This is a genomic window from Campylobacter fetus subsp. fetus (genome assembly GCF_900475935.1).
In the GTDB taxonomy this organism is placed as follows: domain Bacteria; phylum Campylobacterota; class Campylobacteria; order Campylobacterales; family Campylobacteraceae; genus Campylobacter; species Campylobacter fetus.
On record NZ_LS483431.1, the window covers coordinates 1,737,792 to 1,763,253 of the forward strand.

A 25,462-nucleotide genomic window follows, 5' to 3' on the forward strand; every position below is an offset into this window, starting at 1 on the left:
AAAGAGTACTTTGATATAGAATTTATTTTATCTCATTTGGCGATACGCCGTTTTCAAAGCCACATTAACAACTCTTTTGTACTCTCTAAGTCCGCCGCTTGCTATCAAACAGCCAAGCCAAAACATAATTCTAGTTTTATCGTCTATTTTTAAATACAAAAATATATCTCCGAATGCAAAATTTAGATGATTTTCTATAAACTCAGAGTCTGTTTTTGAAAACGGATTAGTACTTCAGAAGAATTTATTATAATTTTTATTTGAGCTATCGCTCAAATTATCCACCTTTTTTCAGTATTTTACTCTTTTGAATCTGCCGCACTAGAGATTATTGCTAAAGCTCTCAAATCAACTGCTGTATTAGCAAAAAATTTCTACGATTTTGCATTTTAATCCTCTTTTGCCTGTTTTATTAGTCTTTCATACTTCTCATCGCTCACGTGTTCCATCCAAATCACGTTTTTGCCATCTCTTTCTCTGGTAAAAGCTATATGAGCTGCTTTTGTATCAAATCCAGTGCCGTGAAAATGTTTGATATCAGGAGGACAAAGCACAACATTTCCTTTATTTGCCGCGCAGTTCTAGATCTAGGCGAAAACTCCGCCAAAAGGGCGACAAGTATCGCTTTGAAAAAGCATACTAACGCTAACTTCACCTGTAAAGTACCCGCTGCCTCCTTTAACTCCTGATGTTACTATACTTTGGGTAGAAGCGGTGAAAGCACTAGCGCCGACTAAAATCGTACAGAATTTTATAAATTTTTTAAACATATATTTTATTCTCCTTGGAATTTATTTGATTATATTATAAAGCTCGACAATAGGTGTTTGTCAAGAGTAAATTTAAAAAACAACGCTATAATTTTTAAAATTTAAAAAAGGATAATTGTGAAAAAAGTACTATTGATAAACGGAGCAAAAGATTTCGCACATTCAAAAGGCATGCTAAACCAAACGCTGCACAACGAAGCAAAAAACACATTGCAAAATCTCGGTATAACAGTGCAAGAAACTATAATCGATAAAGGTTATGACGTACAAAATGAATTAAAAAAATGGACAAGCAATGAAGCTATCGTCTGGCAAATGCCCGGCTGGTGGATGGGTGAACCTTGGGTAGTAAAAAAATACATAGATGAAATTTTTACAGCGGGTCATGGTGTTTTATATGAAAATGACGGAAGAAGCAGAAGCAACGCATCGGCAAAATACGGATCAGGAGGACTTGTAAAAGATAAAAAATATATGTTTAGCTTGACTTGGAATGCACCTATCGAAGCATTTACAAATACCGATCAGTTTTTCGGCGGCGTCGGCGTTGATGGCGTATATCTGCACCTGCACAAAGCTCATGAATTTATAGGAATGGGCGGTCTGCCGACTTTTATATGCAATGATGTTATGAAAAATCCGCAAGTGGAGATATACTTGCAAAATTACCGCAAACATTTAGAAAAAGTATTCGGCTAAATTTGAGCCGAATTTAAAGGCTTATAGCTCTTGTTGTAAGCCTAATTTATGCAACTCAAATACCCAAACTCTCCAGCCATTTTTTTACACTAGTGCTATTTGTAGTTGAGCTTAACGCTTTTGCGTTTTTGAAATTTACGTTGCAAGATTTTTTCAAAATTTCCACGCTCGAACGACTGTTTGAGTCGTGCCAATCAAGGTCGGCTGAAGTATAAATTTGCTCTGGTGTTATCTCGTAGATATCGCTGCAGCTTGCCTCTGCTATAGTTTTTGCAAGGAGTTTAGTTTGCCCGCTTACTGAAAAATAAGCCACTAATATTTTATTCATTTTTTCTACATTTTAAAAGTATAAATTTAAATTTTTAACATATAAAGCTACTTATTTATATTTGATATATTTTGTAAATTTGAAATAGACAAGTTAGATGCGATTTGCTCTGTATTAAAGAACAAATCTCTTTTGGTTTTTTCTTTAAACTCTGTTTTTTGGCGGCTAATGAGACCATTTGGTCATAATTGATTAGATAAGTATCGAAAGTTTCTAGCTTCAGCATATCTGCACCAACAATATGTTGGATATATGAGGCTAAAATATGTGTATTTAAAGTGTGTAAATAATAGACTACAAGGGTTTTTGAACCACTACTTGCGAATATTTTATTTGGCATATCAATAATTAAAAGCATAAATTTGATAAAATCTCTTCTATTATTCATCTAAGCTCCTTTTATCTAGTGCTAAATGCGCTCAAAGCAAATTTACTCATGCAATACGGTGTTGAATTGTTTGATACCCTAAATCCTCTTATCGAGCTAAGGTTAAATATCCTAGCCTTCACGTTTTGCGCATTTTTACCCTCATTGATAGCTTGTGGGAGCATAAACTTTAAGGCGTGTTTTGCTACAAGAAACGGTCTGTCAAATTTAGTCTTAATTACTTCGATATTTGCATAGTGTTTTTCATAAATTTATGCCTAGAATCTTGCATTTTAGCTCCTTATCTTTAAATTTATAATCCTCTTTTTCATATTTTTTACCGAATCAAGGAAATTTTTGACTTTATACTTACTCTCGCTGTTAAGTGGTACGAAAAGCATTTCCCTGCCCGGTTTTACAAGTGCATACTCGCCTACAAGTCTTATACTCATCACAAGCACCAAAAACCCAAAAACAGGATAAAACGCAAGCAAAACAAATCCCAAAGCAACCAAAAAATCAAGCGTACCTAAGACCGATTCCGATATCTTGCATTTTTTTACCTTTTTTTATATAATTTACCTATGAAAAGATTTACAATTTTTATTGCACTTTGCATCATTTCATTTATTGTTTTGCTATTTACAAACAATGATGAGTACATAATTGCTTCATCTATTATTTGTGCTACGCTTATCTATCTTTTTTTATACATTGTTGATTTATTGCCTACTTGCACAAGCAATACGTTTTATCGCTTTTTATCATTTATCACACGCATTTAAAGATTTGATAATTTCTATAGCTTCCTTTAAATACTCGTTGTATTCGCCCACATCCATACTCATAATTTCACTATATGAAAAGTGTAGAACGTGACCTATGAGAGCCACCCCATGAGTGGAGTGGGCTATGCTAAAAAACTGCTCACTTCTTTTAAGACCATAGCACAGTCTTTTGCTTCCATATTTTCAAGTTCATCTTCGCTAAGACAAGTAAGGTTGCTCGTTAGTCTAAATAGCAGATCACTATCATTTTGCCCACTACCACTCATCATAAATCTCACATCACGACCTTTTGGGTGTCTGATTTTTACTTCCTTTTTATCGCTTAACGTAACTACCGTATATTTCTCACCATTTTCTGTGAGTATTACATTACCAGCTCCAAGCCCAGCTAAAGCAGTCTCTTCTAAAGCCCTATTTATGGACTCCCACATTTACATTATTGTTTTTCATTTTTATTGTAATCTCTATTTCTTTTCCGCTGTGGTAAATACTTGCTTTAAAGAGAAACGGAACTCTATTTGTAGCTATTCAGTCCTATGGTTAGAAACTGGTTTTTGTCTATTTTTGAAACGGTAAATTCAATTTTAATAGCATTATAAAACCTAACATTAGGTGTTTGTCAAGGGAAAAATAAGAATATTTTGAAATTTAATTTTGTCTATTTCTTCTAGCTTTTTTATCTCGGCTTTTATAGTCGCTTTTTGCTCTTCTATCGCCTTTGGACGCGTAGCTGTACTACTTTTGCCTTTTGCGGCTAATGTTATATAATGTTTGTTTTTCTATGCTCATACCGGTTTTTCTAAAACAATCCGCCCGCATGACCCACCCAATGTCTTTGTCGCTAAAATAATTCACGCCGTTTTTGTTGCGCTCGACAAACGGGAAAGACCTTTTCCCAGCCAAAATCTAATAGCTATAGATAAAATTCCAGTTTTCTTTTCTACACCTATGATAGTTTTTGCTATTTTTTGTTCCTTTATTCGGGTTTTATAAGGCAGTTTTCGTAAATAAATTTATGCTCATCTGGCAAATTTCGATAGATCAAATTCGCTAGATCTCTTATCTCCCATAAAGCTGCTTTTGAGCTTCTAAGGCTTAAGAAATTCTGTAAGCTTCTAGCATTTATACTCCAGCTTAACTCTGTTTTATAGCTTTCTGGAAGGCAGTATTTTGCTATATCTAAGCTTGTATTTTGGTTTAGAATTCGGCGCAAATTCTCAAGTGCATTTATACTTGCATTATCGACAAATTCATTTCCAGTAAGCACGATATAAACGCTTGCACTCTCGAAATCTCCGACCTTAAACTCGCTTTCATTTTTTAGCTCTTTTAGCGTGTAGCGCGTGGATTTTACGCTTAGACTTGCTATGCGATGACGGGCTAATTCTTGAAGTAAAGCTCTGCTAACGCCTTTTATGTAGAAGTTATAATATAAATGCTCTAACGTACTTGCGTGTTTGAATTTATTGCCTACTCTATCTATGAGTTCGACATCTTTTTCGCCGCCATTATCGCCCTTGTCAAAACTCTGCCAACAAGTGCGGATCGCATTTGAACAGACCCAAAGCGGAGTGAAATTTAGTAGTTTTACTTCCATAATATTCCTTTTTTTTGAAGCAATTTTACCAAATTTATACTAAATTTGACAATCTCTTTTTAATAATATCCGAGACCCTAAACGAGTTTGCATATATCGTCCAAGTATATGGAACGCTTCCGCCTGTAGGCATAAATGAAGCGTCGCTAACATAAAGGTTATTTATCTCGTGAGTTTTACAGTTTTTATCCAAAACGCTAGTTTTTGGATCATCTCCAAACCTTGCTCCACCGGCTACCAAATTTGGCGGTGGAGAGCCACTAACACTATAACTAACGTCTTTTGCACCCATCTGCTTTAAAATTTCCACCGCTTTTTTAGATAAAAACTCGCCTACTTCAAGATCTTGTTTGTGGGCATCTAAGCTTATAACGCCAACCGGAATGCCGTATTTATCTCTATGAGTATCGCTAACACTAACAAAAGTCGTGTTAGTGGGAAGCCAGTCGTTAAAAACTTCAAACGTGAGTTTTCTACTTGCATAAACGTTATTTTTTATCTTTTTCATGAGCTTATCACCAAATATCAAATTTCCATTCTCATAAAACTGCGCAGTGACATTAGGGATAACGTTTGGATGCTCAAACAAAAAGTCTATAATACCACCTTTGTATCTTTTACCATCTTTTTTAAACTCATACCACTCTTGTATATGTCTGTTAAAAAACAGACCTCTGCTCATCAGATCCGCGGCGTCTTTTTGACTAAGATCTTTTAGATAAAACGTTCCGCTTCCGACTCCACCGGCTGAAAATATCAAATTTTTACCGACGTTACCTGAGTTATTTGCTAAACCATTAGCAAAATGTCTATTTTTAGAGTTCAAAAGCAGTCTTGAAGTCTCGACTGCTCCGGCCGCTACGACAAATATCTTAGCTTTTATGCTATGAGGTTTTTTAAATTTATCGTAGTATAAAGCCTCTTTTACGCTAAACTTATCGCTAACTAGCTTATAAACAAAGGCTTCTGGTATAACTTTAGCCGGGCACTGCTGCAAAAACACTCTGCCGCTTCCCTTAGCCCCGCTCGCACAAGGATAAGCACCGCAAAAATGAGAGTAATAACACGCGTTTCTACCAAGATCGTTCTTAGACAAAATGGCTCTAGGGGTCGGAAGTGGCGTTAGCCCAAGCTCTATCGCAGCTTTATCAAACCACTTTGCGGCGGCGTTTTCTTCTAGCTTTTCGTATGGGAACTCGGCCATACTTCTGGGTTCGCTAAATTTATGTTTTACGACTTTGCCAGATACGCCTACGACTTTTTCAACCTTTGCATAATACGGTTCAAGCTCGTCATAGCTTATAGGCCAGTCTGCGACGTTTGCGCCTTCTATCTCTCCATAAACACTTTTTAGTTTAAAATCGTTCGGTTTTAAACGATGAAAAAATCCACTCATCAAATTTGAGCTTCCACCTACAAGAGAGCCGTTCCAAAAGCTCCAAGTACCGTTATATCTACTTACTTCGCCGTTTGGCTCTTTTTCTATTACTATATGATACTCGTCTTTTAAATTTGGCGCAAACATTTTACGCCTTGAAATGGCTAACTCGTCTTTGCTAAAATCCTCTTCTTTATAAAACTTGCCTTTTTCTAAAACTACTATGCTAAATCCGGCTCTGCTTAGCTCGTACGCAACAGGGCTTGCTCCAGCTCCGCTGCCTATTATGCAGACGTCATATATCATTTACTACCTTTAAATTCGGAAATTTATTTATAAAAACGGTGTTTTGGGCTGAGGAAGTCCGGTCTCGTGAGAGATCCATTTCCAACCGTTTTCATCTGTATTTGCACCATAAATAGGATCACTAAAAACCGCTTCTGAGCAAAAAACAAGCATATCATATATCCAGCTTTCTCCCCACTCTTCATCTTTCGAAACAATTTCTAAAAGATCATTTTGCTTTTTATCGGATAAACTTAAATAATCAGACTCATACTGTTTTATACTAACATCATTTAGCCAAATCACACCATTTACGATAAAATTTTTAGCTCCTATAGAAACTTTAGAATGCGATATAATAATCTTTAAATATGACAAAACATCTATATTTAACTGAGTTATAATAGGAAAAAGATGCTTTGAAACACTATTTAATATGTTATAAATTTCATCTTTTGACAGAGTTTTGTCAGCCAAAATATTTTCATCTTGAGCAAATAAATTTATAGGTGCGGCAGAAAATGCCATAGCCCCGTAAGCGACTTTTACAAAAGAGCGTCTATCTTTCATATCTATTCATCACTGCATCAAGACTGATCTTGCCGGCTCCAAACGAGAATATAGCAAAAAGCATAACTAGATAATAAAGCGGAACTTCAAAGCCGTTATTTGCCAAACTATATCCATTGCCAAAATGTACTGCAAATATCGCCACAAGCACTATTACGATAAGTGGAACACTAATAATTCTAGTAAAAAGCCCAAGTACAAAAAGCGGAACCGCTAAAGCCTCAAATATAGCGACTAAATATACGCTTAAAAACGGAAGTGGAAAACCCATAGAAGCAAACCACTGGGCAGTCGGTTCGATATTTTGCCATTTGGGAACTGCGGTTTCATAAAAACCGTAAGCTAAAACCAAACGTATAATAAGCAAAGAGAGATGTTGGAATTTTAAGCCAAACGTATTAAAAATATTACAGAAATTTTTCATTTATTAATAAACCTCGAAAGAGATGCATGCGGCAAAAGAGCCGCATATTTTGAAGCTATAAAAACTATATCAACCGCCGCACTTACTAGCGCCGCATTTTTCAGTCTTATTTGTCTCTTTAGGCTTTTCTACTTTTGTATCACCGCATTTGCTAGTACCACATTTTTCAGCTGCGCTTAGCGAAGTAGAAAGACCTATCAATAAAAATAGACCTACAAAAATACTAGTTAACTTTTTCATAGTTAAACTCCTTTTAAATTTGAATTGATACGGATGATATTATAATATATTTTAAAATTTAAATTTGTGATTTTCATCACAAAACTATATTAAATTTAGAAATCTTTTCAACTATCTCCAAATCAAAATATCATCTAAATTAAGTCTCATTTTAGCAGGAGCGGTTTCATCACTCATCCCCAAAGCCACAACTAACACAGGTGTAAAGTTGTTAGTTAAATTTATAAAATTTGTTAGTGAAATTTTATCAAATCCGCCTATTATGCAACTTTTTATATCCATACTATATGCGATATTTATGAGATTTGCACATAGCAAATAACATTGCAAACTTGCATAATGTGTTAGCTCATCGTTAGTTTGATGATCAAATCTGTTAGCGAAATATTCCATAGCTTTGTTATATTTTTCAGGTATAGTTTGCTTTCTTTTTACCTGATTTTGTAAAAATTCGCAGCTGCTTTTTAGATCATTTCTAGCTAGTATAATAACCGCGTGAGAACATGCTTTTACTTGATCTTGATTGTTACAAATTTTCCCAAGCTCATCTAGCTCATCAGATTTACTGATAACAACAAATTTCCAAGGCTCAAGCCCGCATGAACTAGGAGTAAGTCTAGCAAAATTCAAAATCTCTTTTATCTTTGCGTTTTCTATCTTTTCGTTTTTAAATTGTCTACACGAAAAGCGATTTTGCATTATATTTTTCAAGGTATATCTCCTTTAAATTTAATTATTTTATAATTTTAGCCTTAGCAGATAAACTCATGATCTTTAGTTCATAAATACTAATTTTCTTAAGCGAACCTTGCACTGCTGTGTTGAAATACTCCATATATTTAGGAGTATATTTTTCGCAAAGTAGGCGCAAAGCTTCTATTTTTTCCTCTTCTTGCGTAATTTCATAAGCTTTGGTTGTAGCTATTGCACTGCAGTATTCAGTAGTAAAAACTCTACCTCCAAGTTCGCTTGCGCTGTCTTTTATACTTTGACAAAACTCATGGCTAGGCGTAGGTACTCTGTTTTGGCTAACGGCGACTAGAGTAACACTCTTGCCATCTTTATACAATCTTGCTTTTGAGCCTGTCTTTGCTCCATGAATGAAAACACTCATGCCATCTCTGGCTACAGAGATAGGAATGCTAAATACCTCACCGTATTCATCTACGCAGCTAAGCGTCGCATACTCGCTCTCGTCTATTATTTTAAGGGCTATTTGTCGGTCTAATTCACGGTCGCTTCGTCGCATAACGCTTCCTTTGCTACGATTAAATTTCTTGCTCAAAAAAATCAGTATCTACCTTATAAATTTTCTTGATTTCTTTGACTTCTACTCCAACTTCGTATTTTAACATCAAATCAGTAAGTCTGTATTTATCTATCAAAATTATAGAATAGTTTTGATGTTCCATGGAGAATTCTATCGCTTCTTTTGTAAAGGTTGAAGTCGTAATAAAAAGCCCTTTTGTTGTTGGTTTATTTGAGAGTGCTCCTGCAAACGCTTGAAGCGTATCACGACCGATTTTGCCCTTGTCATAACGTTTAGCTTGGATATAAATCTTTGAAAATCCAAATAGATCTTCATTTATGATGCCGTCTATTCCACCATCTGCACCATTTTTCGTAAGACTTGATCCGCCCACGTCATAGCCTATCTTTTTCATAAGTTCCAAAGCCAAATTCTCAAAAAATCTAGGCTCACGTTCCAAAATTCGACTAATGATCTCGTCTTTGACTTCTAAATGTATCTCTTCGATATTTGCTTCTAGTTTCTCGTCTGGAGTTTGGATATCGTTTATTAAATTTTGATTTGTCGGCGTCTTGTCATAAAACCATTCGTTAAATTTATTTTCGTCTTTAATAAGCTGCATTCCAAATTCGGTTATTTGATACTCGCCTCTTTTGATACGTTTAATGGCACCGTTTACTTTACTTGAGCCTATCAAATAAGAAATTGCCCAACCCGCTCTATTTTTATACAGCGTATCTCCACTGTTTGTTTTGATGCCTAAATCTTCTTGACTAAATTTATAATAATCAACTAAAAAACCATAAATATCTTGACGAGTAAAAGCATATTTACTCGAAACAAATTTCAAAATCGGAAAAGCCATTTCATTAAATTTTGGAACCATTTTAATATCTCACTCCGTTTTGTTTCAAAAAATCTCTTAAATCGTCGTATTCACTATTTGTAAAGTATCGCCATTTGCCCTCGCCTAGTTGATCTAGGCTAACACGACCAAAACTAACGCGTTTTAGATCCATAACTTCAAGATCAAAATACCCGAAAAATCTTCTTAATTCGCGGTTTTGTCCTTCGTTTATAATGACTTTTAATCTTGTATATCCGCCGCTAAAACTGATGATTTTATATGCCAAAAATGGCTTAAATTCCATAGAAATTTGCTTTGTTCTAGCGTGAGCGCCTTTTGTGGCATCTTTAGCGAAAAATCCCTCTTGCATCGCAGCTATGACGTTTGGAGTTATCTCTCCTTTGATTTTTAGATAGTATTCTCGCTCTATATCACTTCCCATAAGGGCTTCAGCGATCGCAGGAGCGTCAGTAAGAAGCAAAAGTCCCTCGCTAGCAAAATCCAGCCTACCTATGCTTATAAATTTAGAAATACCCCTTGGGAGATTATCATAGATAGTTTTTCTACCGCGATCATCTTTTTTAGTTACTAACTCACCTTTTTGTTTGTTATATACTATAATGCTAAACTCTTTTTTTAGCCTTATAAATCGTCCGTTTATCTTGATTTTATCGTCTTCTTTTACATCTGTTGCTAAGTTGTCGATTACTTTGTTATTGATATTAACTTTACCATTTTTTACTAACTCATCTGCTTCACGGCGTGAGTAATTTGTGTTGTGTGAAATAAATTTATTTATACGCATTATAGTCCTAAACTTGTTAAATCGTGGATATGCAAAGCTCCGATTGGTTTTTTATCTTTTGTTATGATTAGAATTTGAATTTTATACTCCTCTATGAGTTTTAAAGCATCATAGGCTAGCATATTTTCATCTTCTAGCACCTTTGGATTTTTAGTAGCAAATTTAATAGCTTGATCATTTATATTAAAATTCTCGTTACCCAATGCGCGTCTTAGATCGCCATCGCTTAGAACTGCTACTAACAAACCGTTTTTATTTGTTAGTAAAACCGTGCCTAATTTACCATGAGTCATTGAATTAATCGCAAATTTTAAACTAACATCATCACTAACAATAGGCAATTCATCTTTTCTCATCACATCTTTTACTTTTAGATAAAGTCTCTTACCAAGACTACCACCTGGATGAAGCATAGCAAAATCTTCTTTTTTAAATTCTTTTAATTGCATCAAACACACAGCCAAAGCGTCTCCTAAAGCCAAAGTCAAAGTAGTAGAAACAGTAGGCGCGGCACCCAAAGGACAGGCTTCGCGGACTATGTCAAGACTAATAAATGCATCGCTTAACATCTCTAGACTTGAGCCGCTTTTTGCCATTCCTATTATTTTTATACCGCGCTTTTTAATGTGCGGAAGTATCAATAGAAGTTCACTGCTCTCACCGCTAAAACTAATAGCCAAAACAGCATCGTTTTGACTTATCATACCAAGATCGCCATGAAGCGCTTCAGTAGGATGCAAAAAAAAGCTAGGAGTTCCAGTACTTGCCAAAGTGGCTGCTATCTTAGCTCCTACAAGCCCACTCTTACCCACGCCTGATATTATGAGCTTTCCTTTGCAAGAAAATGCTAAATTTACAGCCTTTTCAAATTTAAAATCCAGTAATTCTACTTGTCTTTTTAACTCATCTGCTTCTAAGCTTAATACCTCTTTAGCGATACTCAAAATATCCATTTTTTCTCCGTTTAAATTTACTATCACATCAAATACACAACCGGAACAATGGTAGGGTACTTTTTAATCTTTCTAAATATATGTTTTCTAATAACTTGCCTAATTTGATTTTCTAACGCTCTTTGATCGTGAAGCAATTCATCTTTAACATTGCTTAAAAACTGCAAAAGAACCTCTTCCATCTCTTTGCTAAGGTTTTTACTCTGTCTTTCGCTAACCAAACCATAGCTTATAACACGATTTTGAATTAAAGTTTTAGCATTTTTATCAATCTGAGATATTATAGTTACCACTCCAGCCTCAGCCAATTTTTGTCTATCTATAACAACATCATCAGAAATTTGCTTATTGATTTGATTGTCTATGAAAACCTTACCTGTTTTTACAGTTTTTAATCTTTTTATATATTTTTGACAAACTTCTATCTGATCACCATCGCTCATAAGATAAGTATTTCTCTCATCAACACCACATGCTATAGCAGTCTCTTTGTGTCTTACTATATGATTATACTCGCCATGAACCGGTAAGAAAAATTTAGGTTTTACAAGTCTTAGCATAAGCTTTTGCTCTTCTTGGGCGGCGTGTCCGCTTACATGAATTTCGCTAAAGTCTTGATGAGCTACGCTTGCACCGCTTTTTAAAAGATAATTAAGCACTGTTGAAACACTTGTTTCATTTCCGGGAATCGCTTTTGAGCTGATGATTATCTGATCTGTTGGTTTGATTTTGATATATTTATGTTCATCAGTCGCCATTCTATATAGCGCGCTCATAGTCTCGCCCTGGCTTCCTGTGGTTACTATAAGAACTTCGTTATCTGGATATTTGCTGACTTCGTTTGCATCGATAAATATCTTTTTATCTAAATTTACATATCCTAGCTCGATAGCAGTCCAAAGATTTCTCTCCATACTTCTACCTATAACACAAACTTTTCTACCATGCTTTACGCCACGCTCAATGGCTTGATAAACACGGTGGATATTTGAGCTAAACGTACTCATGATAACCCTGCCTTTTGATGTTGCAAATATAGCATCAAAAGTCTTTCCTACGCTACTTTCACTCTTTGTAATACCCTCTTTGTAGCTATTTGTAGAGTCGCTTAACATACACAAAACGCCTCTTTCTCCATAATATGCAAGTCTATTTAAATCTGTCGGATAGCCATCAATTGGAGTATGATCTATCTTAAAATCTCCGGTATGAAGAATTGTTCCTGCTTTTGTAATGATAACTAACGCGCTCGCATCTATAATAGAGTGAGTTATATGAATAAGCTCTATCTCAAAGTCACCTATCTCATAAAGTTTTCTTTTTTCTATGGGACGAAAATAGCTTCTGTGGGCCTTCAGACCGTGTTCTTCAAATTTATTGCTTATCATTCCTAATGGAAGCGGAGTTGCATAAATAGGAAACTGGAATTCCTTAAAAAAATACGGAACGGCTCCTATATGATCCTCATGTGCGTGAGTGATGATTATGCCGCGAACTTTTTGTTTTATCTTACGTATATAATCAAAATCAGGTATCAAAATATCCACACCATGCATACTCTCGCTCGGAAAGCTCATACCGATATCCACGATAATAGCATCATTGTCAGTCTCAAATACGGTCATATTCCCACCGATCTCGCCAAGTCCGCCAAGCGGAGTTATTTTGATCTTATGTTCGCTTGAGTTTAGATATTTTAATGGATTAAGTCTTAATTCGTGAGAGGCTCTATTTGCTTCTATAGAAGCTTGCATATCTTTTTGCCAGCCTTCGTTTCCGCTAATTTTTACGGTATTATTACCGTTTTTATGTTTGCGTTTTTTAGGTTTTTTTACCTCTGATTCTGCTATATCTGTTGCGACTTCATTTGCTTGTACGTTTTGCGTATTAGCATTTGCTTGTTTTTTTAGATTGTCTCTGTGGTGTTTGTATCTGTGTTTTCTATTTGTTCTTTCAGCCACAGGGGTTTTGTTTTCTTCGTTCATTTTCAGCCTCTTTAAATAGTTTTAAATATAAGGCGACACTAAGCTCGTGCGGACGAATAGTATGAGAGAGATTCTCAGTATTAAAAAATATTTCTAATCTGTCTCTTTGAACTAAATTTGATAAATTTTTTAACAGAGTTTTTCTAGGAGCGCTAAATGCTACACGTAAAAAATTCTTGAAATTATCATATTTTAAATTTAAGCTCAAATCTCTATCTTTTATGATTCTAATGACTGATGAGATAACTTTCGGCGGAGGATTAAAAGCACTACTTGGCACATCAAAAAGCAACTCACATTTGCCTTTTAACCATGTTAAAATAGCCAAAGAACTAAATTCTTTATCGCCGGCTTCGCTACTAAATTTTATAGCAACTTCACGTTGTATCATCACAACTAAACCTTTGCAATTTTTATCGTCTATAGCTTTTAATATCATATTTGTTGCCACGTAATAAGGCAAATTTGCAACCAAAAAATACTCACTTGCGCTTAGTTTATCCCACGCATTTAAAGCATCTGAGTTTATTATATTTAACTTTCCACTATCTAGTTCGCTTCTAAATTTATCTAATAAAATTGTATAAAGCTCACTATCTATCTCAAAACAATCAATCATACTGTCTAACTTAACAAGCTTTTGTGTTAAATCACCTAAGCCAGGCCCAATCTCTACTATGCGCTTAACATCGTTGGGAATCGCTTGGATGATTTGATTTTTTATATTTTCATCTTGTAAAAAATTTTGACCGAATTTTTTCTTTGCTTTTATCATCGCGTTTATGTTACCTGAATTTGACTTACAAACTAATTAAATTTAATTTTCAAATTTAAATAATAACTTTTTATTATCCACCATATAATAAGTAAAATATATACACAAAATCCACATATAACAAGCGCCATTCCGGCTCCAAATTTACTTGCCAAAACTCCTGATATAACAGCTCCTATCGGTGTAGAGCCCAGGAAAAATAGAATATACACGCTCATCACTCTACCTCTGAAATCTTCTCTTGAGTTTAACTGCAAAAGCGAATTTATAGTAGAAACACATATCATAAAACTAAATCCGGTCATTGCTAAAAATACCCCGGCTGTAGTAAAATCCCTGCTAAGACCGATTGCTATTAAAAACGTAGCGGCTATAAATGGCATAATTTTAACGGTTTTATAGCTGATATTTTTACTTGTAAACGCTACCCAAAGTGCGCCAAAAAACGATCCGATTCCTAAAAAAGCCATAAGATAAGCAAAAGTATCTTCGGCTCCGCTTAAGCTATATTTTGATAAAGAAGATATTGTCACATTATAATTTGGCAAAAATGTTCCTACTATAAGAACGACTATCAAAGGGCTTATAAGAATTTCACGTTTTTTTATGTAGTGAAATCCTGAAAATATCGATTTTAATATATTTTCTTTGCGTTTATTTGTTTTTGAGGGATTATGTTTTATAAAAAATAAACTTATAAAAATCGCTATAAATGAGACTGAATTTAGAAAAAAACAGGCCGCTAGTCCAAATTTAGTCATAACTATACCGGCAAAAAAAGGACCCATGATCCTAGCTATGTTTACAGACATTGAGTTTAGTGCAACCGCATTGGGAATATCTCCTTTGTCGTCTATTAATTCATATAAAAACGACTGTCTGCAAGGCGAATCAAGACAATTACAAAGACCTGTTAAAAATGCTAAAAATAGTATAATAGGATACGATGCAAAACCAAAAACAACACTAAGAGCAAAGATTAGAGATGTTAAACAAAGTCCTGTTTGGGTAATTTTTAGTATAAGTTTTTTATCAATTTTATCTAATAGCGCACCTGAAAATAGCGAAAAAACAAGAAGCGGCAAAAACTGTACTGCGGCTACTATACCAACTAACGTAGCGTTATTTGTAACTTCAAGCGCCAGCCAAGGCTGAGCGATATTTTGCATCCAAGTTCCTGTTTGAGATATCATCATCCCGAACCAGTATAGCCTGAAATTTCTGTATTTTAACGCTTTTAGCGGATTTGAAAATTTATTTGGCACAGCTTCTTCTTGAGTAATTTATATCTATTTTATCAAAATATAGGTTAATAGTGATTGAATGTTCTATTTAAGTAAATTTTCTAAGCTTTTATTGTAAAATGATGATAAAAAAGAGTTTTTATGGATAAATTTGCAAAACGTATAATTCCTTGTTTGGATGTAAATAATGGACGCGTGGTAAAAGGTATAAATTTCGTAGGACTTCGCGACGCAGGAGATCCGGTCGAAGTTGCCAAACGCTACAACGACGAAGGCGCTGATGAGCTTTGTTTTTTAGACATCACTGCAAGTAGCGACGGTAGAGATACTATCGTACATGTAGTAGAAGAAGTAGCAAGGCAGCTTTTTATACCTCTAACAGTCGGCGGCGGTATAAGAAAAATAGATGATATCTCAAGACTTTTAAACGTAGGTTGCGATAAAGTAAGTCTAAACTCCGCAGCCATTCACAATCCAAATTTGATAAGCGAAGCTGCAAATAAATTCGGCTCACAATGCGTAGTCGTAGCTATAGACGTAAAAAAAGTGGACGGGAGCTATCACGTATTTATAAACGGCGGTAGAGTAGATACTAAAATCGACGCTTATGAATGGGCAAAAAAAGTTTATGAACTAGGCGCAGGAGAGATACTGCTAACTTCTATGGATAGCGACGGCACAAAAAACGGCTACGACCTTGAAGTCACATCTAAAATATCAAATTTAGTCGGCATCCCGGTCATCGCAAGCGGTGGTGCCGGAACTATGGAGCATATCTTAGAAGCGTTTAAATTCGGCGCTGACGCTGCGCTTGCTGCAAGTATATTTCACTATAAAGAGATAGAAATATCGGAGCTCAAAAAATACCTTTTAGCAAACGATATCGGAGTTAGAATTTGATAGTTTGCGCCGGACTTAATGAGAGTTTTGAATTTGCCGTTCCGATAGGTGTAGGAATCGCAAGCTCAGCTATAAATTTAACTAAATTATTAACTGCAAATAAAGCAGACGAGATCATTTTTGTGGGAACTTGCGGATTATATAAAGATGGAAATCTTTTAGATATTTATGAGAGTAAAACAGCCGTAAATTTAGAAATTTCGTCCTTGCTTGGACTTTCATATTCTCCACTATTTTCTTCGCCGATTGTGCAAAATTTGAAATATGTTTCACAAGAAACATTGATAACGAACTCATCAAATTTTATAACAACGAATAGAGATATCGCACAAAAATTTAGCAAACTTGGACTTTTTATGGAAAATATGGAGCTATACTCCGTCTTAGAAACGGCAAAACAATTTAAAATTCCTGCTCGCGGGATTCTATGCGCTACAAACTTTTGTGAACCTAACGCGCATAATGAATTTATAAAAAACCATAAAAAAGCAAAGCTAAATTTAGAAAAATATTTGAAAGAAAGAGACATTATATGAGAAATTTATTAGATCTATCTCAAGATGAATTAGCAAATTTACTATCACCGAAATTTAGAGCTAAACAAATTTATGAGTGGGTTTATAAGAAAAATGCAAGAAGTTTTGATGAGATGACTAACATATCAAAAGATGTTAGAGAAAATTTGAAAAGCGAATTTTACCTTGATCCACTAACTTGCGTTAGGAGTGAAACCAGCAAAGACGGAAGCATAAAGTATCTATTTAAACTAACAGATGGCAAAACTATCGAAAGTGTTTTACTACCTATGAAAGAGGAAATTTCAAGCGAGGATGGCAGCGTAGAACGTCACTCGCGTTATACTATCTGTGTTAGTTCGCAAGTCGGCTGTAAGATGGGCTGTAGCTTTTGCCTAACGGCTAAAGGTGGATTTGTTAGAAATCTCAGCGCCGGAGAGATCGTAGCACAAATTTTATGGATAAAAAGAGAAAATAATATACCTTACGAACGCAGAGTAAATGTCGTATATATGGGTATGGGCGAACCGCTTGATAATCTTACTAACGTTAGTAAAGCAGTTAGCATTCTAAAAGACAACGACGGACTTGCTATCGGCGCTAGACGTCAGACTATAAGCACTAGCGGACTTGCGTCTCAGATAAAAAAACTAGGTGAGCTTGACCTTGGAGTGCTTCTAGCTATATCGCTTCACGCCGTAACAGATGAGCTTCGCGCAAAACTTATGCCGATAAACAAAGCTTATAACATAGCTGCCGTTATGGACGCAGTGAGAGCTTTTCCCATCGATATGAGAAAAAGAGTTATGTTTGAATATCTTATAATGGATAAAGTCAATGACAATCTAAGCGACGCAAAAGCACTTGTCAAACTTCTACACGGTATAAAAGCAAAAGTAAATTTAATACTTTTCAATCCGCATGAAGGAAGCCAGTACCAAAGACCGAGCATAGAAAACGTGGACAATTTCAGAACTTATCTGCAAAGTCGCGGCGTAACTTGCACTATTCGTCAAAGTAAAGGACTTGATATAAGTGCTGCTTGTGGTCAGCTAAAAGAGAGAAGTAAGGTTGAAATGTGAGTTCAAAAAGAGAATTTTTAGACTTTGTTTTAGAAGGTTTAGACAACATCAGCTTTAAAGTGATGATGGGCGAATTCATACTATATTATAAAGGCAAAATCATAGGCGGAATATATGATGATAGACTACTAATAAAAAAGACGAAATCCGCCGAAAAAATCATAAAAAATATAAAATACGGACTACCATATCCTAATGCAAAAGAGATGATTTTGATCGAGAACTTAGAAGATAAAAAATATTTAATGCAACTTTTTAAAGAAATTTATCAAGAATTATACGTCAAAGGAATATAAAAAATGAATCTACTAGATATAGTTCAAATCTGTTTTATCGCAATTGTAGTGATAATAGGTCTTAGCGGAATTTTATTCGTCATAAAAAATGAAAAGAAATAAAAATTTATAAAGCGTATTTTAGGATCACTGCTATATTAAATTTCAAAATTATTTATTAAAATTAAAATCTTGTTCTGATCTTATCTCAAATACTTGATCTTTAAATTTAAATTTAACTGATTTTGCGTGGAGCATTAGCCTTGATGCTCCAGTATTTTTCACCCTATCGCGCTCGCTCATCACGCCATCTAAAATTTGCTCTACATTAAATTTATCCAAGCCGTAAATCGGATCACCCAAAATTCTATGTTTCATATGAAACAAATGTAAGCGAATCTGATGTTGTCTTCCGGTGAGTGGATAACACTCAACCAAGCTGATATCAAATTTAGGATAATACTCTACGAGTTTTACTACGGTCACAGCTCTCTTTCCTTCCGGACAAATTTCCATTCTGATTTTTATATCATCATAATCTTTTGTTATATCCATATTTTTATCGATAACAAAACCTTGGATATTATCAAAAAATTCTAGCTTATCTTTAAAATCCTCAAAGTCATTTATATGAAATTTATCAAGTCCATTACCGTCAAATTTGCCTCTCACAAAAGCCAGATAAGTTTTTGCTACTGCCCTATTTTCAAAAGATTTTTTTAAATTTAACGCGGAATTCGCATTTTTAGCCACAACGATAACTCCGCTTGTTTCTCGGTCAAGTCTATGGGCAACACAAGCTTTTTTGCCCCACAAAGACCAAATTTCATCACATAAACTATACTCGCAATTTCTACCATTTGGATGAGATAAAACTCCGCTTGGTTTATCAAATACACCAAACTCGTCACATTCAAATATAGGTTTTAATCCCTTTGGCTCACACTCGTAATCTATAAAATAAGCTTCCCCGAAAACCGGATCGTTTTTACCGCAAACAGCGTCATTTACGAGCAATCTACCTTTGTCACAAAGCTTTTGAGCTTCTTTCATACTATAACCTAAATTTAAAAAAATACGGTAAGCTTTTTCGCCCAAAAAATATCCTAATTTAAACTTTTTATAAGCCATTTCTAACCAACATTTCAGCCTTATTTTTGTATAATTTCAACTTAAAAATTATACAAAATTTATTATAAAAAAGGGTATAAAGTGGTAGATAGATACTCCAGAAAAATTATGAGCGATAAATGGAGCATGCAAGCAAAATATGATGCTTGGCTAAAAGTAGAACTAGCAGCTGTAAAAGCATGGAATAAACTAGACTTTATCCCAGATGATGACTGTGAAAAAATATGCAAAAACGCTAAATTCGATATAGCTCGCATAGACGAGATAGAAAAAACTACGAAACACGACGTTATAGCCTTTTTAACTAGCGTAAGCGAAAGCTTAGGAGAAGAGAGTCGTTTCGTACATTTTGGTATGACGAGCAGTGACTGTATAGATACTGCTGTCGCACTTCAGATAAAAGATAGTTTAGATCTCATACTTGAAGATATATCAAATTTAATGAATGCTTTAAAGACTCGCGCGATAGAACATAAAAATACGCTTATGGTAGGTCGCAGCCACGGAATTCACGGTGAGCCGATAACATTTGGTTTAGTGCTTGCTATATGGTATGACGAGATAAAAAGAGCTTACGAACTTCTAGAACATGCTAAAAAGACGATAAGCGTAGGTATGATAAGCGGAGCTATGGGAAACTTCGCTCACGCTCCGCTTGAGCTTGAAGAGCTTGTTTGTGAGTATCTTGGTCTAAGTCCTGCTCCAGCGTCAAATCAAGTCATACAAAGAGACAGATACGCTCAAGTTGTAAGTGCGCTTGCCCTGCTCGCTAGTAGTTGCGAAAAAATAGCGGTCGCGATAAGGCACTATCAAAGAACAGAAGTTTATGAAGCCGAAGAGTACTTTAGTCCCGGACAAAAAGGCTCAAGCGCTATGCCTCATAAAAGAAATCCAGTCTTAAGCGAAAACGTGACCGGTCTTTGTAGAATGATCCGCTCATACACTATCCCGGCTATGGAAAACGTAGCTTTATGGCACGAAAGAGATATCAGCCATAGCTCAGTCGAGAGATTTATACTTCCTGATAGTTTCGTAACGACTGATTTTATGCTAAATCGTCTTACGAATTTAATCTCAAATTTAGTAGTATATCCGGAAAATATGATGAAAAATCTAAATCTAACCGGCGGACTTGTATTTTCTCAACGTGTCTTGCTTGAACTTCCAAAACGAGAAGTTAGCCGCGAAGATGCTTATAAAATCGTCCAAAGAAATGCTATGAAAGTATGGGCTGATCTGCAAGAAGGCAAAAAAGCCATAGACGAAAACGGACACAGTCTATTTTTACAAAATTTACTAAACGACATCGATCTAAGAGCAAAATTAAACGAAAAAGAGATAAAAGAGTGCTTTGACTATAGCTACTATACAAAGAACGTAGATAAAATCTTTAAAAGAGTATTTAAATAGTACTAAATAATACAGCTAAATTTAGTCGGCAAATTTAGCTTTTTTGATAATCAAATTTAAAAGGTCAAACATATAAATGAAAGTCATAAAACGTAACGGAAGAACAGAAGAATTAGATATTTCAAAGATTAAAAAATACACAAGCGAAGCAGTAGCAGGCTTAGACAACGTAAGTCTCAGCGAGCTTGAAGTAGACGCGAAAATTCAGTTTCGCGACAATATCACTACCGAAGAAATTCAACAAACTCTCATAAAAACCGCAGTTGATAAGATAGATATAGATCGCCCGAACTGGACATTCGTAGCAGCAAGACTATTTTTATACGATTTATATCACAAAACAACCGGATTTAGCGGATACAACTCGCTCAAAGAGTATTTTGAAAAAGGTGAAAAAAACGGACGCATACTTCTTGGTCTAAAAGAAAAATACGATCTTGAAGATCTAAACGCATATATAAAGCCTGAACGTGATTTGCAATTTACCTATCTTGGTATAAAAACGCTTTATGATAGATATCTTATAAAAGATAGAAATGCAAAACCTATCGAGCTACCTCAACATATGTTTATGGCAATCGCTATGTTTTTAGCTCAAAATGAGCTTGACTCTCAAAGCTGGGCAAAGAAATTTTACGATCTGATAAGTAAATTTGAAGTGATGCTTGCGACTCCTACTTTAAGCAACGCTAGAACCACTCGACATCAGCTCTCAAGCTGCTATGTCGGAAGTACTCCTGATAATATAGAAGGAATTTTCGATAGCTATAAAGAGATGGCGTTGCTTTCTAAATTCGGCGGCGGTATCGGCTGGGACTGGTGTAAAGTGCGCGCGATGGGCGGAAGTATAGACGGACATAAAAACGCTGCGGGCGGCATAATTCCGTTTTTAAAAGTTACAAACGATATAGCAGTCGCAGTCGATCAGCTAGGAACTAGAAAAGGCGCCATCGCGGTTTATATCGAGCCTTGGCATATGGACGTAAGTGACTTTTTAGATCTACGTAAAAACTCGGGCGAAGAGCGCAGACGTGCTCATGAGCTATTTCCTGCTTTATGGATAAATGATCTTTTTATGAAAAGACTTAGCCAAAATGAGAGATGGACTCTATTTGATCCGGCTGATACTCCAGATCTTTGCGATTTATACGGCGACGAGTTTGAAAAACGCTATATCGAGTATGAAAAAGATCCACATATAGCTAAGAGTAGTATGCTAGCAAAAGAGCTTTGGAAAAAGATACTTACAAACTATTTTGAGACCGGAATGCCGTTTTTATGCTTTAAAGATAATGCAAACAGAGCCAACCCAAATGCTCATAAAGGTATCATAAGAAGCTCAAATTTATGCACCGAGATATTTCAAAATACAGAGCCGAATTACTACCAAACAAAAGTCGTTTTTGATGATGGAAGTTTTAAGCTATTTGATGAGAGTGAAGATATAACCGTAGATGGTGGATATACTAAAAAAGCGAAAAAAATAACCGCTCTTGATAGACTTTATAATAAAGATATATTTATAGTAGAAAAAGGTATAAAAGAGGGAAAAACTGCCGTTTGCAACCTAGCAAGTATAAACTTAAGCAAGATAAACTCAAAAGAAGATATCGCAAGAGTCGTGCCTATCGCTATAAGAATGCTTGATAATGTTATAGATCTAAATTTCTACCCTCACGCTAAAGTCAAACATACGAATTTAGCCAGTCGTTCAATCGGGCTTGGAGTTATGGGTGAGGCGCAGATGTTAGCCGAAAAAGGTATTATTTGGGGAAGTTATGAACATCTTGAGTTTATAGATGAAGTAATGGAAAACATTAGTTATAACGCCATCTATGCTTCATCTAATTTAGCTGTTGAAAAAGGAGCTTATCCTGATTTTGAAGGTTCAAACTGGTCAAAAGGTATATTTCCTATTGATATGGCAAATAAAAACGCAAAAGCTCTTATAAACAGAGGCGGACTATTTGATCAAAATAGCTGCGACTGGGAAAAACTAAGAGCGAAAGTAAAAGAAGGCGGAATGAGAAACGGTTATCTTATGGCAATCGCTCCGACTTCAAGTATAAGCATTTTAGTAGGAACTACTCAAACAATCGAACCTGTTTATAAACGTAAATGGTTTGAACAAAATTTATCCGGAATGATACCTTCTGTAGTACCAAATTTAAATACCGAAACTTGGCAATTTTATACACCAGCTTACGAACTCGATCAAAAGCTTATCATAAAAGCCGGAGCCGTACGTCAAAAATGGATAGATCAAGGTCAAAGCTTAAATATATTTATGAGCTTAGACAAAGCTAGCGGAAGATATCTAAGCGAAATTTACACTCTAGCTTGGGAATTAGGCGTAAAATCTACTTACTATTTAAGAAGTGAAAGTCCGGATTCTAGTCATCTTGATAACAAACCTATGGATAGAAGCGTAGAGTGTGAGGGTTGTCAGTAAGATATTTTCAAACTCAAATTTAAACTAAAAAACTTCTTAAACCTACTTTTTTAATTGGCGTCAGACAAAATTTTAAATCTCTGACGTCGAAATAAACCTAAATTTACAAAATAACCCATTGAATAATAAATTATATTTTAAATTTAAAATTACTTTTGATGAAAAATAATTTTTCAGTCAATTTTCGATATAATTGAAAGTTTTTTAAAATCAATCAAAGGAGTTCTTGTGGATAATCTACACGAACATAAACTAAAGCGTGGTATGAACTCACGCCATTTAAATATGATAGCAATCGGCGGAGCTATAGGCGCTGGATTATTTGTAGCTAGCGGAAATACGATCGCTACGGCCGGTCCTGGAGGAGCACTTTTAGCTTACGCATTAATAGGTTTTATGGTATATCTGCTTATGCAAAGCCTTGGAGAAATGGCTACGTATATGCCAGTCGCCGGAAGCTTTGAAGAATATAGCGCTAGATTTATCAGTCCATCTTTTGGATTTGCCATCGGTTGGAATTACTGGTTTAATTGCGCTATAACAGTCGCGGCCGAGCTTGTAGCAGCGGCGATAGTTATGAAATTTTGGTTTCCGGATGTTCCATCTACTCTCTGGTCTGCTCTATTTTTGAGCGTTATTATTATTATAAATTATTTTAGTTCGGGTGTTTTTGGAGAGAGTGAGTTTTGGTTTGCTCTTATAAAAGTTGTGACTGTTTTGGCTTTTATAATCCTTGGTTTAGCAATGATATTTGGTATTATGAACGGTCATTCTGGCGGCTTTTCAAACTGGACTTTAGTGAGTGATAGCGGAGAGTCCGCACCATTTGTAAATGGCTGGTTCGGGATACTTGCCGTGTTTATGGTGGCTGGTTTTAGCTTTCAAGGAACCGAATTAGTTGCAGTGGCTGCAGGAGAGGCAAAAAATCCTGAAAAAAGTATACCAAAAGCGATAAATGCGATATTTTGGCGAATTTTACTTTTTTATATTTTTGCGATCGCGATAATAGGAACTTTAGTTCCGTTCACTGATCCAAATTTACTTAGAAACGATGAAACAGACATAGCTCAAAGTCCATTTACTATGGTATTTAATCGCGCCGGTATAGCATTTGCCGCTAGCGTTATGAATGCGGTTATTTTTACTGCTATTTTTAGTGCCGGAAACTCATGGTTATACTCTAGTACAAGAATGCTCTACGCTCTAGCCCACTCAGGCAAAGCTCCAAAGATATTTGGTAAAACAAACAAAAGAGGTGTTCCTATCTACGCTCTTATCGCTACGGCTATCATCGGAGCAGCTTGTTTTTTCACATCGTTTATGGGGGACGGCTCAGCTTATAGTTGGCTTATAAATGCTTCTGCGCTTGCCGGATTTATCACATGGATGGGTGTAGCATGGGCACATTATAAATTTAGAAAAGCTTATGTTTTACAAGGCAATGATCCTGCAAATTTACCGTTTCGCGCAAAATGGTATCCTCTTGGGCCTACTCTTGCTCTTATTATGTGCGCTATCGTAATCATAGGACAAAACTTTGAGTCATTTATGCAAGGCAAAGATATGGTAAGCTTACTTACAAGTTATGTAGGACTTTATCTATTTTTAGGAATTTGGTTTGTTCATAAAATCATGACAAAATCAAAACCGATTGATCCCCTAAAAGCAGATCTTAGCAGAAATCACGCTCATATATAAATTTAAGAGCAAATTTAAAAAATATTTAGCGGAGCTTTCCGCTAAATTTAACTAATTCTCACATTAAAACTATGTGTTAAAGCGATGGCTATAGCATCAGTCACATCTAACGGCTTTATTTCTTGATTAATTCCAAGCATCTTTTTTACCATAAAAGCAACCTGCTCTTTTGCAGCCTTTGCCTTGCCTGTAACTGCTTTTTTGATCTGTAACGGAGTGTATTCACTAAATTCACCGTGAATTTGAAGTATTTTAAGACTAAGAGCGCCTCTGAATTGAGCAAGCTTTAAAACTGTTTTTGGATTGTGTGCATAAAATATATCTTCTATGGCTACGGCGTCTATTTTATGCGATTTAAATATAATATCTAGCCCCTCGCAAAGCTGAGTTATTTGATATTGTAAGCTATCTTGTTTTATTTTTATCAAACCTGCTTCTATTAACGTTTTTTTATTTCCCGTTTTTTCAATTACAGCATAACCACAATTTCTAGTTCCGGGATCAATTCCTAAAATTTTCATCACACGCCTTTCAATAGTTATTCACATCTTTTTCACTATGTGAATAAGTGATATAATTTATTAAATAATATCATAAATTACCATATATTTAAATAAGGTTAAAATCAATAGATAAGTCATTTTTAATTAAATTTTAGATAAAATAGTAAATAATTCGATGTAAAAAGGTAAGCT

Annotated in this window: 32 protein-coding genes; 8 read left to right on the forward strand and 24 right to left on the reverse strand. The window is 35.3% G+C overall.

Going from position 1 to position 25,462, the window contains the following annotated elements:
* Nucleotides 1–27 precede the first annotated feature (27 nt).
* The 3 genes from DQN38_RS09180 to DQN38_RS08735 all read right to left on the reverse strand — a co-directional run bounded on the left by DQN38_RS09180 (nucleotide 28) and on the right by DQN38_RS08735 (nucleotide 770).
* A complete protein-coding gene (locus DQN38_RS09180; protein WP_259459087.1) occupies nucleotides 28–159 on the reverse strand; it encodes a hypothetical protein in 132 nt (43 codons plus the stop codon).
* 230 nt (nucleotides 160–389) lie between these two features.
* Entirely contained in the window at nucleotides 390–554 is a 165-nt protein-coding gene (locus DQN38_RS08985; protein ID WP_155487579.1) for a cupin domain-containing protein, read from the reverse strand.
* Nucleotides 555–587: 33 nt separating this feature from the next.
* Complete coding sequence (locus DQN38_RS08735; protein ID WP_042960182.1) at nucleotides 588–770, reverse strand: hypothetical protein; 183 nt, start codon at nucleotides 768–770, stop codon at nucleotides 588–590.
* Between the two features lie 117 nt (nucleotides 771–887).
* On the opposite strand from DQN38_RS08735, the gene DQN38_RS08740 reads away from it, so the two are divergent.
* On the forward strand, nucleotides 888–1,469 hold the full coding sequence (locus DQN38_RS08740; RefSeq protein ID WP_065843629.1) for an NAD(P)H-dependent oxidoreductase: 582 nt from the start codon (nucleotides 888–890) through the stop codon (nucleotides 1,467–1,469).
* A gap of 55 nt (nucleotides 1,470–1,524) precedes the next feature.
* Here the strand turns inward: DQN38_RS08740 and DQN38_RS08745 are convergent, their stop codons facing one another.
* From DQN38_RS08745 to DQN38_RS08825, 19 genes are all read right to left on the reverse strand, one after another.
* On the reverse strand, nucleotides 1,525–1,797 hold the full coding sequence (locus DQN38_RS08745; protein WP_065843630.1) for a flavodoxin: 273 nt from the start codon (nucleotides 1,795–1,797) through the stop codon (nucleotides 1,525–1,527).
* 55 nt (nucleotides 1,798–1,852) lie between these two features.
* Nucleotides 1,853–2,185 carry a hypothetical protein gene (locus DQN38_RS08750; RefSeq protein WP_002847848.1) on the reverse strand — a complete coding sequence of 111 codons (333 nt, stop codon included), beginning with the start codon at nucleotides 2,183–2,185 and terminating at the stop codon, nucleotides 1,853–1,855.
* Nucleotides 2,186–2,196: 11 nt separating this feature from the next.
* Nucleotides 2,197–2,349 carry a hypothetical protein gene (locus DQN38_RS08755; RefSeq protein WP_002847853.1) on the reverse strand — a complete coding sequence of 51 codons (153 nt, stop codon included), beginning with the start codon at nucleotides 2,347–2,349 and terminating at the stop codon, nucleotides 2,197–2,199.
* A gap of 108 nt (nucleotides 2,350–2,457) precedes the next feature.
* A complete protein-coding gene (locus DQN38_RS08760) occupies nucleotides 2,458–2,679 on the reverse strand; it encodes a hypothetical protein (protein WP_065843631.1) in 222 nt (73 codons plus the stop codon).
* 249 nt (nucleotides 2,680–2,928) lie between these two features.
* Nucleotides 2,929–3,057, reverse strand: a complete 129-nt coding sequence (locus DQN38_RS09185; RefSeq protein ID WP_259459088.1) for a hypothetical protein — start codon at nucleotides 3,055–3,057, stop codon at nucleotides 2,929–2,931.
* Nucleotides 3,058–3,074: 17 nt separating this feature from the next.
* Complete coding sequence (locus tag DQN38_RS08765) at nucleotides 3,075–3,383, reverse strand: phage tail assembly protein (protein WP_065843632.1); 309 nt, start codon at nucleotides 3,381–3,383, stop codon at nucleotides 3,075–3,077.
* A gap of 545 nt (nucleotides 3,384–3,928) precedes the next feature.
* Nucleotides 3,929–4,549, reverse strand: coding sequence for an FAD-dependent thymidylate synthase (gene thyX / locus DQN38_RS08770; RefSeq protein ID WP_065843633.1), 621 nt, complete (start codon nucleotides 4,547–4,549; stop codon nucleotides 3,929–3,931).
* A 34-nt stretch (nucleotides 4,550–4,583) separates the two neighbouring features.
* Complete coding sequence (locus DQN38_RS08775; protein WP_111738247.1) at nucleotides 4,584–6,233, reverse strand: GMC family oxidoreductase; 1,650 nt, start codon at nucleotides 6,231–6,233, stop codon at nucleotides 4,584–4,586.
* A 27-nt stretch (nucleotides 6,234–6,260) separates the two neighbouring features.
* Complete coding sequence (locus DQN38_RS08780; protein WP_038454361.1) at nucleotides 6,261–6,782, reverse strand: gluconate 2-dehydrogenase subunit 3 family protein; 522 nt, start codon at nucleotides 6,780–6,782, stop codon at nucleotides 6,261–6,263.
* Nucleotides 6,772–7,206 (reverse strand): HvfX family Cu-binding RiPP maturation protein, encoded by a 435-nt coding sequence (locus DQN38_RS08785; RefSeq protein ID WP_111738248.1) that lies wholly within the window; start codon nucleotides 7,204–7,206, stop codon nucleotides 6,772–6,774. The genes DQN38_RS08780 and DQN38_RS08785 overlap by 11 nt, the downstream gene beginning before the upstream one ends.
* Nucleotides 7,207–7,275: 69 nt before the next feature.
* The gene (locus DQN38_RS08990) at nucleotides 7,276–7,446 is read right to left on the reverse strand and encodes a hypothetical protein (RefSeq protein ID WP_002847863.1); all 171 of its coding nucleotides are present in this window, start codon (nucleotides 7,444–7,446) and stop codon (nucleotides 7,276–7,278) included.
* Between the two features lie 111 nt (nucleotides 7,447–7,557).
* A complete protein-coding gene (locus DQN38_RS08790) occupies nucleotides 7,558–8,157 on the reverse strand; it encodes a nitroreductase family protein (protein WP_225893271.1) in 600 nt (199 codons plus the stop codon).
* Nucleotides 8,158–8,179: 22 nt separating this feature from the next.
* Nucleotides 8,180–8,695, reverse strand: coding sequence for a pyridoxamine 5'-phosphate oxidase family protein (locus DQN38_RS08795; protein ID WP_011732351.1), 516 nt, complete (start codon nucleotides 8,693–8,695; stop codon nucleotides 8,180–8,182).
* A gap of 19 nt (nucleotides 8,696–8,714) precedes the next feature.
* Entirely contained in the window at nucleotides 8,715–9,581 is an 867-nt protein-coding gene (locus DQN38_RS08800; RefSeq protein WP_065843910.1) for a restriction endonuclease, read from the reverse strand.
* A gap of 1 nt (nucleotide 9,582) precedes the next feature.
* The gene (locus DQN38_RS08805) at nucleotides 9,583–10,347 is read right to left on the reverse strand and encodes a pseudouridine synthase (protein WP_065843911.1); all 765 of its coding nucleotides are present in this window, start codon (nucleotides 10,345–10,347) and stop codon (nucleotides 9,583–9,585) included.
* Nucleotides 10,347–11,300, reverse strand: coding sequence for a KpsF/GutQ family sugar-phosphate isomerase (locus tag DQN38_RS08810; protein ID WP_038454365.1), 954 nt, complete (start codon nucleotides 11,298–11,300; stop codon nucleotides 10,347–10,349). Before DQN38_RS08810 ends, DQN38_RS08805 begins: the two co-directional genes overlap by 1 nt.
* Before the next feature lie 23 nt (nucleotides 11,301–11,323).
* On the reverse strand, nucleotides 11,324–13,285 hold the full coding sequence (locus tag DQN38_RS08815) for a ribonuclease J (RefSeq protein WP_111738249.1): 1,962 nt from the start codon (nucleotides 13,283–13,285) through the stop codon (nucleotides 11,324–11,326).
* Nucleotides 13,254–14,060 carry a 16S rRNA (adenine(1518)-N(6)/adenine(1519)-N(6))-dimethyltransferase RsmA gene (rsmA, locus tag DQN38_RS08820; RefSeq protein WP_042960186.1) on the reverse strand — a complete coding sequence of 269 codons (807 nt, stop codon included), beginning with the start codon at nucleotides 14,058–14,060 and terminating at the stop codon, nucleotides 13,254–13,256. Before rsmA ends, DQN38_RS08815 begins: the two co-directional genes overlap by 32 nt.
* 32 nt (nucleotides 14,061–14,092) lie before the next feature.
* Nucleotides 14,093–15,325, reverse strand: coding sequence for an MFS transporter (locus tag DQN38_RS08825; RefSeq protein WP_011732354.1), 1,233 nt, complete (start codon nucleotides 15,323–15,325; stop codon nucleotides 14,093–14,095).
* Nucleotides 15,326–15,445: 120 nt separating this feature from the next.
* On the opposite strand from DQN38_RS08825, the gene hisF reads away from it, so the two are divergent.
* The 4 genes from hisF to DQN38_RS08845 are packed head-to-tail and all read left to right on the forward strand — an operon-like array spanning nucleotide 15,446 to nucleotide 18,097.
* Nucleotides 15,446–16,204 carry an imidazole glycerol phosphate synthase subunit HisF gene (hisF, locus tag DQN38_RS08830; protein WP_002847885.1) on the forward strand — a complete coding sequence of 253 codons (759 nt, stop codon included), beginning with the start codon at nucleotides 15,446–15,448 and terminating at the stop codon, nucleotides 16,202–16,204.
* Nucleotides 16,201–16,740 (forward strand): phosphorylase family protein, encoded by a 540-nt coding sequence (locus DQN38_RS08835; RefSeq protein ID WP_042960188.1) that lies wholly within the window; start codon nucleotides 16,201–16,203, stop codon nucleotides 16,738–16,740. Before hisF ends, DQN38_RS08835 begins: the two co-directional genes overlap by 4 nt.
* Nucleotides 16,737–17,801 carry a dual-specificity RNA methyltransferase RlmN gene (rlmN, locus tag DQN38_RS08840; protein WP_111738250.1) on the forward strand — a complete coding sequence of 355 codons (1,065 nt, stop codon included), beginning with the start codon at nucleotides 16,737–16,739 and terminating at the stop codon, nucleotides 17,799–17,801. Before DQN38_RS08835 ends, rlmN begins: the two co-directional genes overlap by 4 nt.
* Nucleotides 17,798–18,097 carry a competence protein TfoX gene (locus DQN38_RS08845; RefSeq protein ID WP_065843912.1) on the forward strand — a complete coding sequence of 100 codons (300 nt, stop codon included), beginning with the start codon at nucleotides 17,798–17,800 and terminating at the stop codon, nucleotides 18,095–18,097. Before rlmN ends, DQN38_RS08845 begins: the two co-directional genes overlap by 4 nt.
* Nucleotides 18,098–18,247: 150 nt before the next feature.
* On the opposite strand, the gene DQN38_RS08850 is transcribed toward DQN38_RS08845, so the two are convergent.
* Nucleotides 18,248–19,207: a pseudouridine synthase family protein gene (locus DQN38_RS08850; RefSeq protein WP_002847891.1), complete on the reverse strand. Its 960-nt coding sequence runs from the start codon at nucleotides 19,205–19,207 to the stop codon at nucleotides 18,248–18,250.
* A gap of 81 nt (nucleotides 19,208–19,288) precedes the next feature.
* On the opposite strand from DQN38_RS08850, the gene purB reads away from it, so the two are divergent.
* The 3 genes from purB (at nucleotide 19,289) to DQN38_RS08865 (ending at nucleotide 24,767) form a co-directional block, all read left to right on the forward strand.
* Nucleotides 19,289–20,617 (forward strand): adenylosuccinate lyase, encoded by a 1,329-nt coding sequence (gene purB, locus DQN38_RS08855; RefSeq protein WP_111738251.1) that lies wholly within the window; start codon nucleotides 19,289–19,291, stop codon nucleotides 20,615–20,617.
* 76 nt (nucleotides 20,618–20,693) lie between these two features.
* The gene (locus tag DQN38_RS08860; protein ID WP_065843913.1) at nucleotides 20,694–23,069 is read left to right on the forward strand and encodes a ribonucleoside-diphosphate reductase subunit alpha; all 2,376 of its coding nucleotides are present in this window, start codon (nucleotides 20,694–20,696) and stop codon (nucleotides 23,067–23,069) included.
* A 228-nt stretch (nucleotides 23,070–23,297) separates the two neighbouring features.
* The gene (locus tag DQN38_RS08865; RefSeq protein WP_065843914.1) at nucleotides 23,298–24,767 is read left to right on the forward strand and encodes an amino acid permease; all 1,470 of its coding nucleotides are present in this window, start codon (nucleotides 23,298–23,300) and stop codon (nucleotides 24,765–24,767) included.
* A gap of 47 nt (nucleotides 24,768–24,814) precedes the next feature.
* On the opposite strand, the gene ruvC is transcribed toward DQN38_RS08865, so the two are convergent.
* Nucleotides 24,815–25,288, reverse strand: coding sequence for a crossover junction endodeoxyribonuclease RuvC (ruvC, locus tag DQN38_RS08870; RefSeq protein WP_002847898.1), 474 nt, complete (start codon nucleotides 25,286–25,288; stop codon nucleotides 24,815–24,817).
* Nucleotides 25,289–25,462: the final 174 nt, after the last annotated feature.